The sequence below is a fragment of the Lysinibacillus sp. CTST325 genome, assembly GCF_054665055.1.
The window spans coordinates 1-14,823 of sequence record NZ_BAAFHO010000018.1; the positions used below are offsets into that span (position 1 = coordinate 1).

At 38.7% G+C, this 14,823-nt stretch carries 12 protein-coding genes and 1 rRNA gene; 3 read left to right on the forward strand and 10 right to left on the reverse strand.

The window, feature by feature from the left end; translation table 11 throughout:
• A 16S ribosomal RNA gene (locus ACYQ73_RS24965) occupies positions 1–74 on the reverse strand; the annotation flags it as partial.
• A 596-nt stretch (positions 75–670) separates the two neighbouring features.
• Here ACYQ73_RS24965 and ACYQ73_RS24970 point away from each other — a divergent pair.
• A complete protein-coding gene (locus tag ACYQ73_RS24970) occupies positions 671–799 on the forward strand; it encodes a hypothetical protein (RefSeq protein ID WP_460014919.1) in 129 nt (42 codons plus the stop codon).
• On the opposite strand, the gene ACYQ73_RS24975 is transcribed toward ACYQ73_RS24970, so the two are convergent.
• A complete protein-coding gene (locus ACYQ73_RS24975; protein WP_460015000.1) occupies positions 796–2,643 on the reverse strand; it encodes an SLC13 family permease in 1,848 nt (615 codons plus the stop codon). The two genes, ACYQ73_RS24970 and ACYQ73_RS24975, sit on opposite strands and share 4 nt — an antisense overlap.
• 224 nt (positions 2,644–2,867) lie before the next feature.
• Between ACYQ73_RS24975 and ACYQ73_RS24980 the strand changes: the two genes are divergently transcribed.
• The gene (locus ACYQ73_RS24980) at positions 2,868–3,110 is read left to right on the forward strand and encodes a hypothetical protein (RefSeq protein ID WP_460014920.1); all 243 of its coding nucleotides are present in this window, start codon (positions 2,868–2,870) and stop codon (positions 3,108–3,110) included.
• A gap of 231 nt (positions 3,111–3,341) precedes the next feature.
• On the opposite strand, the gene nadD is transcribed toward ACYQ73_RS24980, so the two are convergent.
• The 8 genes from nadD to hutH all read right to left on the reverse strand — a co-directional run bounded on the left by nadD (position 3,342) and on the right by hutH (position 13,109).
• On the reverse strand, positions 3,342–3,956 hold the full coding sequence (gene nadD, locus ACYQ73_RS24985; RefSeq protein ID WP_460014921.1) for a nicotinate (nicotinamide) nucleotide adenylyltransferase: 615 nt from the start codon (positions 3,954–3,956) through the stop codon (positions 3,342–3,344).
• Positions 3,957–3,983: 27 nt separating this feature from the next.
• The gene (locus ACYQ73_RS24990) at positions 3,984–5,453 is read right to left on the reverse strand and encodes a nicotinate phosphoribosyltransferase (protein ID WP_460014922.1); all 1,470 of its coding nucleotides are present in this window, start codon (positions 5,451–5,453) and stop codon (positions 3,984–3,986) included.
• A gap of 15 nt (positions 5,454–5,468) precedes the next feature.
• Positions 5,469–6,020 carry a cysteine hydrolase family protein gene (locus ACYQ73_RS24995; protein WP_460014923.1) on the reverse strand — a complete coding sequence of 184 codons (552 nt, stop codon included), beginning with the start codon at positions 6,018–6,020 and terminating at the stop codon, positions 5,469–5,471.
• 89 nt (positions 6,021–6,109) lie between these two features.
• The gene (locus tag ACYQ73_RS25000; RefSeq protein ID WP_460014924.1) at positions 6,110–6,910 is read right to left on the reverse strand and encodes an NUDIX domain-containing protein; all 801 of its coding nucleotides are present in this window, start codon (positions 6,908–6,910) and stop codon (positions 6,110–6,112) included.
• A 281-nt stretch (positions 6,911–7,191) separates the two neighbouring features.
• Positions 7,192–8,478, reverse strand: coding sequence for an imidazolonepropionase (gene hutI, locus ACYQ73_RS25005; protein ID WP_460014925.1), 1,287 nt, complete (start codon positions 8,476–8,478; stop codon positions 7,192–7,194).
• A complete protein-coding gene (hutU, locus tag ACYQ73_RS25010; protein ID WP_460014926.1) occupies positions 8,475–10,145 on the reverse strand; it encodes a urocanate hydratase in 1,671 nt (556 codons plus the stop codon). The genes hutI and hutU overlap by 4 nt, the downstream gene beginning before the upstream one ends.
• A 15-nt stretch (positions 10,146–10,160) precedes the next feature.
• Positions 10,161–11,489 carry a YjiH family protein gene (locus ACYQ73_RS25015; protein ID WP_460014927.1) on the reverse strand — a complete coding sequence of 443 codons (1,329 nt, stop codon included), beginning with the start codon at positions 11,487–11,489 and terminating at the stop codon, positions 10,161–10,163.
• A 105-nt stretch (positions 11,490–11,594) separates the two neighbouring features.
• Positions 11,595–13,109 carry a histidine ammonia-lyase gene (hutH, locus tag ACYQ73_RS25020; RefSeq protein WP_460014928.1) on the reverse strand — a complete coding sequence of 505 codons (1,515 nt, stop codon included), beginning with the start codon at positions 13,107–13,109 and terminating at the stop codon, positions 11,595–11,597.
• Positions 13,110–13,341: 232 nt separating this feature from the next.
• Between hutH and ACYQ73_RS25025 the strand changes: the two genes are divergently transcribed.
• The gene (locus tag ACYQ73_RS25025) at positions 13,342–14,787 is read left to right on the forward strand and encodes a helix-turn-helix domain-containing protein (RefSeq protein ID WP_460014929.1); all 1,446 of its coding nucleotides are present in this window, start codon (positions 13,342–13,344) and stop codon (positions 14,785–14,787) included.
• The last annotated feature ends 36 nt before the right edge of the window (positions 14,788–14,823 follow it).

Genomic DNA, 14,823 nt, shown 5'->3' on the forward strand with positions numbered 1-14,823 from the left:
TCTGTTCGCTCGACTTGCATGTATTAGGCACGCCGCCAGCGTTCGTCCTGAGCCAGGATCAAACTCTCCATAAAAAGAAATTTGATTAGCTCAAATTGTTTTGCTGGCATCATGTTTGATGTCCAAATTTTTGTTTCGTTCACTAACTCAAGGTTAGTTACTAAAAACTTTATTGATTACGTTTTGCTTGTTCAGTTTTCAAGGTTCATATCGTTGTTACTTTCTTAGCAGCAACTCTTATATAATATCACGTCGCAAAATCAATGTCAACAACTAATTTATTTAACTTAATTGTTTTTCAGTAGATGTCTTAGCGACTTGTATAATAATATACTCTTAATCTAAGATGGTCAACACTTTTTCTGAAAAAAATTGATAATTTTTTATTTCATCGAGAAACTTCCTATATAAATGATTAAGAAAACAATTTAATATCAGACCCACAATCTGAAGTTAGTTTAATGTTTTATTGTAATCTAAAACATAATTTTATCATAATCCCTATAAAAATATTAATTGTTTTTCACTAAAACAAAAAACTCGGTATAGAAACCGAGTTTATCAATTATGCCTCGGCATAATTCCGTCCCGAATCGGCTTTGCGCTTGCACAAAGCACTCCTTTCCGATTCCGTGACATCCGCCGGAGGCTTTAGGCCAACAAATGTTTTTTGCGCGAAAGCGAAGCGACAGCAACACAGCACGATGTTAGTCACTCAGTCGTTGCCACAGGACGTGGCGTTCTTAGACTGAGTTCCTCTATTTCAGCGGATGTTTGGACACCCGCTGAAAATAGTTAAAACGGGAAGAAAAATGGAATTACCAGCATCATGACGATAAACATAATAATCTGTAACGGGATTCCGATTTTCACAAAGTCCATAAATTTATAACCGCCAGCTGTCATCACAAGCGCATTTGTCGGGGAAGCAATTGGTGTGACAAACGCCATACTTGCTGCTACAGCAACAGCAATCATAAATGTCGTTGGACTCGCTTCCATTGCAATCGCAGCATTCATAGCAATTGGTGCGAACAAGACAGCAGTCGCCGTATTACTAATAAATTGTCCAAAAATAACTGTTAAAATATATACACCAACTAATACTCCATACGGTCCATAATCTCCAAGCGCATGAATAATACCATCAGATAAAATAACCATACCACCTGTTTTCTCCAATGCAGTCGCCATCGGAAGCATTGCAGCTACAAGCACAATACTTTCAAAATTTATATTGCTGTATGCGTCTTCCATATTTCGCAAACAACCTGTTAAGATCATCAATACAGCACCAATCATAACGGAAATAACAGCAGGGAAAATTTCAAAAGCCATTAACACAATCATTAAAAGCATAATGACACCGGCAATACCTGCTTTGCCCGTTGCTGCTGCGACACTTGCATGCTCTTTCGGCTGACCGACAACAACGACATCCTGCGTTTCCCTTGCGAGTAATAGAATTTCATCCCATGCACCTTGCACTAAAATGGCATCTCCAAATTTCAATTTATGCGTCACCATATCTTGTAGTTTATAGCCGCCTCTACGATTAATGCCAATTATATTAAGATTATATTTTTCTCGGAAGCCTAGGTTGCTAACTGTCTTATTAATAAAGCTAGAATTTGGCGTTAATAATACTTCAGCAATACCAAGATGCTTCGATACTAATTCATCAGCCTCTCCTTCAGCTAGTTCCTGCATTTCTAAACTATAATCTGATGCAAAGCGACGAATATTCTCTTCCTCTCCTTGAACATACAATTCATCTTTGGCATGTATTACACTCGTCGGACCTGCCATTTCCTGATATGTCATCGGTAAAAAATTAATGCCTTCTTGAGATCGTCGGTGGATTTTCATCATACAAAGCGTATATTTGGCCGGGAGCTTTAATTCTGCTAATGTCGCATCAATAATCGGCGAACCCTCAGGCACAAACACTTTAAATAAACGATTGTTTAAATCATATTGCTTAATAATCTTCTTCGGTGATAGTTTATAGTCAGCTTTTGTTTGTGTACGGTTCTTTTCATTTGGTAAAAGAATATTGCGTACAAGTACTAAATAGATAATACCGACGATCATTCCTACAATACCGATGGGTGTCACCTCGAAAAACCCTAGCTTATTATAGCCACGATCTACTAATAACTGACTGACAATTAAATTTGTTGGTGAAGCAATTAATGTCATAAGCCCCGAAAGACTCGCAACATAAGACAGTGGTAGCAAGAATTTCGAAGGGCTTTCCTTCATACTAATAGCAATACTAACAACGATCGGCATCATTAAAGCTACAGTACCTGTATTACTCATAAAGGCACCTACCGTCCCTACAATAATGAGCAATAACACAAATAACTTTAACTCACTATCTCCTGACCATTTCAACAATAATCGGCCCGCCATCCCAGCAAGACCTGTGCGTAAAATTCCTGCGCCCACAACAAATAACCCTGCAATCATTAAAACTACAGAGTTCGAAAAGCCAGCAAGCGCCTCTGCTGGCGTTAAAATATCTGTAATGACAAAGGCAAGAAGTGACACAATCGCAACGAGGTCTGCTCGTACTTTATTTGTCACAAATGCAAAAATTGTTGCTCCTAAAATAAGAAATGTTAATGTAAGCTGCATTTCTAAGAATTCCTTTCTCTTTCTAACATTAATCATTGTGCTAGGTGATACATAAAACCTTTTGTAATTGCAACACCTTACACGTTTGCTATATCATTTAGATTTATTATATCTTACCCAAAACGGCATATGAGAAAGTTCACCATCTTTTCAAAATAACAGATTCATCACCATAGCGTGAGGTTGATTTCCGTTCCGGCTGGTTGCTTTCCTGGGGGCGTCCGATGAGCCGCTTGGGCCAACACGATGTTGGTCACGAAGGCGTTATCACAGGACGTGATAGTTTTAGCCTTCGTTCCCCTATCGCTGATCCCCAAGGAGTCACCCAGCCTTCACTCCAATCAACTTATATAAGTAGATTACGTTTTAACAATTGTTATCCCCAACTTTTGATGATAATCCCAATAAAAATAAGTATGGTATTGACCTACACCCCAACTTTTCGAAAAAGAAAACATATAAAATAATGTGTATTTAAACAAAGGTTGATTTTCACTCCGAGTTGGCGCTTTCCGCAAGCTTGGCTTCAATCTCCTCGTCACTACGTACCTACGGGGCTTTCAGGGCAAGCTGAACTAAAAGAGTATAGCTTTGATCAAAATAAAATCTCAACATAGATAAAAACGAAATCCTTTTGACGCTCCTCACAATACGATATATGACGGGGTCTACCGTTAAAATCATCGCCCATGCATAGATTATTTTTGATAAAGGTTATGCTCTTTAATATAGTCATAACAAGCGTTGGGCAGTAGATATTTTGGTTCACCGCCCATTGCGAATTCTTCTCGAATATAGGTAGAGCTAATTTCCATCGCTAAGCCTTTGTCGATCAAATGGAATCTTCCATCATCATGATTCCTCAATATCGGAGAGCGACTAATTGTTGATAACATATCAATTCCATGCCTTGCCATTATAATAAATTTATTCTCAGCTACTAACGCTTCTCCTTTTTTCCACAATCCTGCTCCAATATCCACTAATAAATCGGCTCCCATAATAAAATGAATTTCATCATTCGGGTGTTGTTCTCTAAAATATTTCATCGTATCATATGTGTAAATGTTCCAGCCTTCTTGCTCCATTTCATATGAATCTGCAATAAAACGCTCATCCTTAGCAATAGCTAGCTGTAACATATTCCATCGATGAGTATTCCCTGTCTTTATCTCCTTGTCCTTTCGTTTATTTGAACAAGGTAAAAAAATGACTTTATCTAATTTGCAACGATGTGCGACAGTGCTTGCAGTCCAAAGATGAACATTTGTAATTGGATCAAAGGACGATCCGTAAATTCCTATTCTCGCCAATATCTATCCCTCCATTCTTCTTTCCTATTAGTTTCTTCCACTCATCATCTTCGTGACTTTTTCTTTAATTTCTTTAATTCTTGTCATTTTGTTATCCCAGCACGCTTGACTTAAATCGACCGGATACTCTTCTGGATTCATTGTTCGTTTATACTCACTCCATAGTAGATGTAAATTTTCTTCTACATATGCTTGAATTTCTTGAAGTGTTGGTTCTTTGTAAAGAATAGAACCATTTACAACAATGTCTTGATGTAATTCTTTCGCTGTAAAATTCGTCACAAATTTACTGATATAAGTATGAACAGGGTGAAACATTTTCAAGCGTTTTTCCTCCTGTGGGTTTTCGTCGTCCAACGCAATATAATCTCCTTCAGCATGACCATTGTCTGTATTAATAATTCGATAGATACGCTTGCGGCCTGGGGTCGTTACTTTTTCAGGATTTCCGGAAATTTTGATGGTATCGACCATTTTCCCGGTTTCATCTTCAATAGATACTAATTTGTATACGCCCCCAAGAGCTGCTTGATCGTAGGCTGTAATAAGCTTAGTTCCGATTCCCCATGTATCAATTTTAGCCCCTTGTGACTTCAAATTTATAATCGTGTATTCATCCAAATCATTAGATGCTATAATTTTCGCTTCAGTGAAGCCAGCTTCATCTAGCATTTCCCTTGCTCTTTTTGACAGATACGCTAAGTCTCCACTGTCCAGCCGGATTCCTACAAAATTGATTTTATCTCCAAATTCCTTTGCGACTCGAATTGCGTTAGGAACACCTGAACGCAACGTATCATACGTATCTACTAAAAAAACGCAATCTTTATGCGTATTTGCATACTTTGTAAATGCAGTGTATTCGTCACGATATGCCTGTATCATGGCATGCGCATGAGTACCTGAGACAGGGATGCCAAATAATTTTCCAGCTCTGACATTGCTAGTTGCAGAAAATCCACCAATATAAGCTGCACGAGTTCCCCAAATCGCTGCATCAAATTCATGCGCTCGACGAGTACCAAATTCCATCGCTACATCCTTTCCAATCACTTGTTTAATGCGTGAAGCCTTCGTTGCAATAAGAGTTTGGTAATTAACGATATTCAATAAAGGTGTCTCCATTAATTGAGCTTCTGCCAACGGGGCTTCAATTCGTAAAATAGGTTCATTTGCAAATGCCAGTTCACCTTCCTTCATTGCAGAAATAGTGCCTGTAAATTTTAGACTTTGAAGGTATTTAAGAAATTCCTCTGAGTATTTTCCTTCCTCGCGTAAATATTGAATATCACTATTAGAAAAACCAAAGTTTTTGATAAACTCCATCATCTTTTTTAAGCCTGCAAATATCGCATAGCCATTACCGAATGGGAGTTGTCGAAAGTACAGTTCAAAAACCGCTGTTCTATTTTGAGCACCATCATTCCAGTAAGTTTCTACCATATTTATTTGATATAAGTCTGTGTGTAACATTAAACTATCATCAGCATATTTCATTTCATTTTCCTCCTTTTACATAATAGTAGCTCCGAGAGAATGCTCGAAATGTCCTAACGCCCACTCATGCCCTGCTTGATTAAAAGATGCCACTGCATTTTTATGAATAACTATGTTAAATCCTTTATTATAGGCATCTACCGCTGTATGAAGAATGCAAATATCCGTACATACACCTATTAAATGTAGTTCAGTAATGCCTCTTTCGCGCAATTTAATCTCTAAATCCGTACCTGCAAAAGCAGAATATCTTGTTTTATCCAAGTAGTAGACATGATCTAATTCTTTATTTTCTTCATATAGTTCTTTTAAGGAACCATATAGTTCCCTCCCCTTTGTACCTCTTATATTATGAGGAGGAAAAAGCTTTGCTTCCGGATGATAGCTATCATCTTTTTCATGAACATCAATGGCAAAAACTACAAAATCATCGTTTGAGATAAATTCCTTTGTTAATTGTATATTTACCTCTTCCAATATTTGCCCCGGTTTTCCGCAAGTTAGAGCTCCATCTGATGCTACAAAATCCACTGTATAATCAATATTAATCAATGCACGTTTTGACACATTTCCATCACTCCACTTTCTTTTTTAATTAGTAATTACATAATTACAAATTACTATAGTGAAAAATATCAGGAAAGACAGGTGCTTTCCTAATGATAAATTGACTCTACGATTTCGAAGTCATTAAAAGTATATAATTGCGACGGTCTAAACGAATTCCTTTTTGTTTTCTTCGGTTTACCTTCTTCATCTAATACTTTTTCAATAAAAGGTAACTTGGGTGCTTTTGTAAAGAACACGGAATCATTTGAAATGCGCGGATCATCTCCCACTGTCAATAAAACCCTCTGCAGTTCAGATAAAGTAAATTCTTTTGGTAAAAAGTTTTTAGCAACCGTCGTTTGTATCATATCTTTCTTAATAAACGCTAAAGCGTCTGAAATAATTTTTCGATGATCAAAGGCTAATTCTAGTTCGAACACTTCATTTATATCATATAGCTCTACTTCTGCTGCATCGTCATTGGCTTGACGCTGGTCAATGTACACTTCAGAAACTATTGCATAAAAAGCATTTGAAATCATCCAACCTCGAGGATCACGATCTATGTCATCGTAGACACCAAAGTGCTTAACGTGTAGACCATCTACATTCGTTTCCTCTTTCAATTCTCTTTTAGCAGCCATATAGGCCGTTTCCCTTTTTGTCGCATCTACAAATCCACCGGGAAGCGCCCATTTTCCACCTTCAATATTTGCATTTCCTTCATGATCTTTATCGGCTCGTTTTATCAACATGATTTTAAGCGTCATCATCGGAGGTGCTTTTTCCTCTACCTTTTCGGACGTTATTGTAAAAATTGCGATATCTGACGTATACCCATCAGGTGTTATATATTTAGAAGAATCATAATTCGCAAGAACTTCTTCTTGTGAACGATATTTTGTCATTTTAAGAAAACTCCTTTGATTCAATGTTTTGCAGGAAAGGTTTAGATAAAGCGCCATGCGACGACTATTTACGACTCATCTGGAGATGGAACACCTACTCCGCTATGTTTTCGATAAATCGCTATCAGTAATTTATAATTCAATAATTACTATTTAATTATATGATAACTTTTCCAGTTAACAATTTCAACTCTTTTTATAAAAAAAGAATAAGAAGAACAGCTTTCCATAAAAAAAGCATAAACAAAGCATTCCCGCCTTATTTATGCCTTTCATATTATTTAATTCACTAGTTGGTTTTTCAAAAGAATACCATCCTGTACGACAACTCGACCATTTTTAATTACAGTATTCGTATGATTCATGCCATAGAAATATTGTAACTGCTTGTAATTGGCAACATCCAATATAATGACGTCAGCTTGTTTGCCCGCTTCAAGAGAGCCAATTTGATGTCCACGGTTAAGTGCATATGCTGCATTAATAGTTGTCGCCGTTAGCACTTCCTCTAATGTCAACCCCATATGCATACAAGCTAAATTCATGATAAATGGCAGACTAATCGTCGGGGATGAGCCAGGGTTAAAGTCCGTTGATATAGCTACAGGTACCCCTTCATCAATCATTAGGCGTCCTCTTGCAAATGGCGCACGTAAGAAGAATGCTGTTCCAGGTAGCAACACCGCAATCGTGCCAGCTTCAGCCATTTTTTGTATACCCTCATCAGAAGCAACTAATAAATGCTCCGCCGAAATTGCTCCTACTTCCGCAGCAAGCTCCGCGCCCTTATAAGGCTCAATTTCATCTGCATGAATTTTCGGTGTTAACCCTAACGCTTTCCCTGCCTCTAAAATGCGTTGTGATTGCTCTGGCGTAAATACACCTTTTTCACAAAATACATCATTGAATTCAGCAAGGTTTAACTCAGCTACTTTCGGCAGCATGTCATAAATGACTATATCGACAAATTCATCCTCACGTCCCTTATAGTCACGTGGCACTGCGTGCGCCCCCATAAAGGTACTAACGACATCAATGTCATGTGTGGCTTGCAATTCCTTAGCTACCTCAAGCTGTTTCTTTTCAGTTTCCCAATCTAAACCATAGCCTGATTTCGCCTCCACCGTTGTGACACCATGCTTTAAAAACACATCTAAATGATTCATCGTTTTTCTATATAAATCACCATAACTAGTTTCTCGCGTCCGCTTTGTTGTAGCATGAATCCCGCCACCTGCATTCATAATGTCCATGTATGTGGCACCATTTAGTCGCATATTAAACTCCTGCTCACGTGTACCTCCATGAACTAAATGCGTATGACAATCGATGAGACCCGGCATAACAATCTTACCTGAGGCGTCAATAATCTCAGCCGCCTTTACAAGATCAGGAAAATCCGCTTCTAGCTGTGCAATTGAACCTACTGCTATAATGCTATTTCCTTTCATTAAAACACTGCCGTTTTCCACTACTGCGATGTCACGCATTTGTTCCTTTGTACGAGGACCTTGTACGGCACTTTTTAACGTAATCACTTCATTGGCGTTTTTGATTAAAATTGTCACTTCGCATCATCCTTTAACATTGGTATACGCACACCTTTGTTCTTTGCTGTATTAATAGCAATTTCATAGCCAGCATCTGCGTGACGCACAACGCCCATTCCTGGATCGGAAATTAACACTCGTGCAATCTTCTCTGCGGCTAGCTCAGAACCATCCGCTACTAGCACTTGACCAGCATGCTGAGAATAACCCATACCTACACCACCACCGTGATGCACACTTACCCAGCTAGCACCACTTGCTGTATTAACAAGTGCATTTAGAATTGGCCAATCTGATACTGCATCAGTACCATCAAGCATGCCCTCTGTTTCACGATTTGGCGATGCAACAGAGCCTGAGTCTAGATGATCTCGACCAAAGACAATCGGTGCTGATAGCTCACCATTGGCAACCATTTCATTAACCTTCAATGCAAAACGATGACGATCACCATAGCCTAACCAGCAAATTCGTGCCGGTAACCCTTGCCATTTCACCATTTTTTGCGCCATATCGATCCAATTCACAAGACCTTCATCTTCAGCAAACATTTCTTTGGCAAGCGCATCTGTTTTATAAATGTCCTCAGGATCACCTGAAAGTGCAGCCCAACGGAATGGCCCTTTCCCTTCGCAGAATAATGGACGAATATACGCTGGAACAAAACCAGGGAAATCAAAGGCATTCGTTACACCCATCTCTTTGGCATAAGCACGAATATTATTACCGTAATCAAATACTTCTGCACCTGCCTGTTGGAATTCAAGCATTGTACGAACATGCTCAGCCATCGTCTCTTTTGCTCTTCGCTCATATGTTTTTACATCACTTTTACGCAGTTCAAGTGCTTCCTCAAACGTCATACCATTTGGAACATAGCCATTGATCGGATCATGAGCAGATGTTTGGTCTGTTACAAAATCAGGGATAATTCCTCGGTTCAATAGCTCACGATTAACATCTGCACAGTTGCCAACAAGACCAATTGACGCAGGCTCTTTTTTGTCACGTAGTTTATTGACTAATTCAATAGCTTCATCTACCGTCTCCACAAGGTAATCACAGTAGCCCTCTTTTATTTTACGTTCAATTCGAGCACGCTCTACTTCGACTACTAAAATGACAGCGCCAGCCATTTTCCCAGCTAAAGGCTGAGCACCACTCATACCACCCATACCACCTGTAAGGATGAATTTACCGCGTAAATCTGCTGTGCCAAATACTTTTTTACCAGCCTCTACGAATGATAAATACGTTCCTTGTAAAATGCCTTGTGCGCCAATATAAATCCAGCTACCAGCCGTCATTTGACCGTACATCATTAAATCGCGGTCCTCTAACTCATAGAAATGCTCCCAATTTGCCCATGCTGGTACTAAATTAGAATTCGCAATTAGTACACGCGGCGCATGTTCATGTGTACGGAATACTGCTACCGGTTTTCCTGATTGAATAAGAAGTGTTTCATCATTCTCTAATTCTTTTAATGACGCAATAATTTGCTCATAACTTTCCCAATTACGCGCTGCCTTTCCGATACCACCATAAACGATTAGTTCATCTGGATTTTCAGCTACTTCAGGATCTAAATTGTTCATTAACATACGCATCGCAGCTTCTTGTGTCCAACCTTTACATGTTAATTCATTCCCACGTGATGCACGAATATTTGTTTTAACTACCATTAAAAACACTCCCCTTTAAAATAGTAAAAATGCTATTGGTGTTACGATGATTAACGTTAATACGACACGTTCAAACCAAATGATTATAATTTGGCGCAATGTCACTGGAATTTCAGTTGATAAAATGAGTGGTATCACAGCCGAAAAGAACAAAATTGCTGAAATTGATACAACTGCCACAATAAATTTCGTCACAAGTGCTGCTTGTGTGACAACAAGTGCTGGTAAAAATACTTCCGCTAACGATAATGACAGCGCTTTCGCAGTTAAAAATGGTTCTGGAATTTGTAGTACATATGTGAATGGTACAAAAATATACGAAAGCCAATCAAAAATTGGTGTATATGTTGCAAGTACAAGTCCTAAAAGACCAACTGATAGAATCGATGGCATAACCCCCATCGTCATAATGAAGCCATCTTTTAGATTCGCCCATAAAATTTTAGACATAGGTGGATTTTGTTCAACTGCCTCCATCGCTTGACGCCACGCCTCTTTAAAACGGCCCTTCTTCACAATCTTTTCTGGCTGCGGCGTTGCGCCCTCGTAGTATTCATCCTTCATTGTACGAATTGGATAAATGCGCACTGTTAAGGCTGTGACCAAAAATGTTACAACGAGCGACACCCAAAAAAATGCATTCCAATGCTGCATCATATCCAGCGTACCGGCAATGACAACCATAAACGTTACAGATACAGTCGAGAAGCCTGTTCCAATAATCACGGCCTCCTTCGCTGTGTAGCGACCTTCCATATAAAGACGGTTTGTTAAAAGCAAGCCAACCGAATAACTCCCGACAAATGAGGCTACTGCATCTACCGCTGAACGTCCTGATGTTTTAAAAACAGGTTTCATAAAGGGCTGTGCTAAAACACCGATGTATTCAAGCAACCCATAGCTAACTAGAAGTGCTAAAAACAAAGACCCGATCGGAATAAGTATTCCCACTGGCTTAACAAGCTTCTCCAGTAAATACGGGCCAATACTTTCATCCGCTAACCATGCAGGTGCTATATTGAAAATTAACAAAATCCCTGCAATCATACCGCCCACTTTAAGGATTGACATCACAATATTGACTGTCGACTTATTCCATTTCTTTGTCAGGAATGGAATAATCGCTCCACCTACAAGCATTATGAGTACATATGCAGTGACAAGTAGCGGCGCTTCGGTGCGAATAAAATTCACGATGTGATCAATTAAAATTGAATTCTTACCTCGCCATTCAAAAGATACAAAGAAACTGAATATTCCGACTACGCTACAGATAAACATCTTAATAGCGGAGGAGACTCGAAATTGTGAGTCTCGCTCCAGCTCTCGCTGATGAAATTCCATACTACTCCCTCCGATGTAAGTGCTTTTTCTGAAAGAAATCTCTAGGTCATCAAAACTAGTTAAAGGATTTTTTGGATTTTCTCTAGGAAGCTATTGCCTTAAAACTTACTTATACTCATTTAATAGAACATCACTCGTTAACAAATATTGTGCAAGCGCTTCAATTTCATCGCCGATTGGTTGATCTGCTAACAGTGGCGGACAAAATTCACGCACTTTTTCTAAAAACTTTCGAGTTGTTGGAGATAACTGCTCTTCTGCCTTATCTAAATGGATAGCCTGCGATGCACAAATCATTTCTATCGCAATAACACGAGCGGCATTATGTACGATTTGACGTACTTGGCGGGCCGATGTTGTACCCATGCTCACATGATCCTCTTGGTTCCCTGATGTCGGTATAGAATCCACGCTTGAAGGATGTGCCAATACTTTGTTTTCAGATACGATAGAGGCTGCTGTATATTGAGCGATCATTAGTCCACATTCAATACCAGGATTTGTCGCTAAAAATGGCGGCAAACCTTCGTTAAGCTGCGGATTAACCATACGTTCTGTACGTCTCTCCGAAATATTAGCCCACTCACATACACCGACTTTTAAAAAATCCATTGCTAATGCAATTGGTTGACCGTGGAAATGCCCCCCAGACAATACTTCTCCATTTTCTAAAACAATCGGATTATCTGTCGTTGCATTCATTTCAATTTGCACACGGTCTTCCGCATAGAAAAATGACTGCCATGAAGCACCATGTACTTGTGGAATGCAACGTAGTGAATAGGCATCCTGCATGCGGATTTCACCTTGCTTTGTCACACGTTTACTTCCATCAAGCCACTTACGGATTCGTCCACCAACAAGCTCTAATTCCGGGTGTGGTCTTACCGCCAAAAGCGCTGGATCAAATGCGGAAGTAATCCCCTTTAGTGTCTCAAGTGTTAAACTTGCTGCCATATCTGCCGCTAGCCCAATACGCTCTGCCTCGTTCACTGTTAAAACCCCGATACCTGTCATTGCTTGGGTACCATTTACAAGCGCTAGACCTTCCTTAGCTTGTAGTCGGACAGGCGTTAGCCCAGCTTGCTGTAACGCCGCACTGCCGCTCATAACCTCTCCATTAAACTCCGCCTTACCTTCGCCTACTAGTACTAAAGCCAAATGTGATAGCGGCGCTAAATCTCCACTTGCTCCAACTGAACCTTGAGAAGGTACAATCGGATGTACTCCCTTATTAATAAATTCCAATAGCAACTGCACTGTTTCCAGACGAATCCCTGAAAAACCACGAGCTAAAGCATTGGCACGTAAAACCATCATGACACGTACAACATCTGTAGGAAACGGCGCACCAACACCCGTTGCATCTGAGCGCAATAAATTTAACTGCAAAAGCTCAATGTCTTCTTCTTCAATCTTTATATTACTTAGCTTTCCAAAGCCTGTATTCACACCATATATCGTTTGCCCTTCAGCTAAACGCTTTTCAATTCGTTCCCTACTTATACGTATACGCTCCACACTGTCTAGAGAAAGCGCTACCGTAGCTCGACCATCTACAATTTCCCCTATTTGCTGTCTTGTTAATGTCTTGCCATCAAGCTCAATAATAGACTTCATAATAATGACATCCCCCTGTTCCCTTAAAGCTATGTAAAAATGCTTTTAATCAATTTCGCTATCGCTACAAAAGTTAAATAACAATTACACTAACTACATTGTACTAACTACTTTTTTCAGAAAATAGGGAATTTTAAAAGAGAAAACATGAATTATTTCAGAATTTTTGTTATTTTAATAATATAATAGTGTTTTTTTACGAAACTAGATAATTTTAAGGAGGTTTGCAGTTGTGAAATTGTTATTAATTGACAAGGATTCCACTGATCTTTCAGGCATTCGATGGTTTTTACATACATATTATCCTGGTGATGTAACTATAGAAATAGCTACAACTATTCATGATGCACTTCAAAGTATCCAGCAATTCGAGCCTGAGGTCATACTACTAAATATTGATCTATTCTCGAATAATCGTTTAACAGCACTTTATCGTGTTTTACGAAAACATTCAGGGACTATATTAGGTATGACGACAGAGCCATTGTTTAAAAATGCATTAAAAGCTATCGATTTACAGGTCGCGCATCTCTTCGTTAAACCAATTGATTTAGAAGTACTAAAGCAAAAGCTCACTACCATTTCTCTTCGAACACCAAAAGCCAAAGCAGTGTATCAAGAAGCTACAGATGAATCCTTTTACTACCAACTATTTTTAGATAGTAAAACTAGTTCCCTAGAGTCAAATATACATTTCGCAATGATTGAACCTGAGCATTCTGAAATGTTTAACAAGCTATATAACTGGCTTCAGCAAACTCCTATTTATTCTAGTATGAGGATATATCCTTTATCGGAAAAAATCGTATGTTTATTCCAAACAAATGATTTAGAGAAGGATGTTCGTACATTAATGAAGGAATGGCGATTAACGAATAATAGTTCTTTAAATATCGGGGTTTATGATGGGGAGCCTACCACCATGAAGAATATGTATACCTTAACAAAACGTGCACTTCATCAAAGCTTTTACGAAGGCTATGGACATATTTTTTATGCGAGCAAACAATTGGAGACACAGACCTTCGATCCATTGCTAACACCTGAAGAGCAACAATTACTAATAAGTAGTTTAGAGGACGGAAATATTGAAGCCGTCAAAGCGTTTTTATATCGACTATCTAATGAAGGAATTTATTACAAGCAAGATGACTTACGTATTCATCTAACGAGTGTTTTGGCACAAATTCGGCGCTTTATGTTGAAGTATAAATTACATGAGAAAGCTGCAATTGAGCAAAATTATCGTCAGCTTTTTCATTTAATTATTGAACATCCTATATTTTATACCATTCTAAATGGCATCATATCATTTACACAAAGGCTGGTTGAATTAGCTCGCGAGGCACGAATAGAAAAACGGGCTGACTATGTAGAACTGGCCATAGAAATTATCGATCAGCAATTTCAGGATAGCGGATTGTCTTTACCTTTCGTTGCTCATAAATTAGGGATTAGTCCCAATTATTTAAGTACGATTTTCTCAAAGAAACAAGGATTGCCATTGAAACGCTACTTACAGCAGGTCCGAATTCAAAATGCCACAAAAATGCTTGTAGAAACGGATTTTGCTATTAGTGAAATTGCCTATTTAAATGGGTTTGATGATTCGAATTATTTCATTAAGATTTTTAAACAGCACATCGGAATTACTCCCCATCGTTATCGTAAATCTTAAAAGGGCTTATCAACGTAACGTGGAGTTGATTTACGT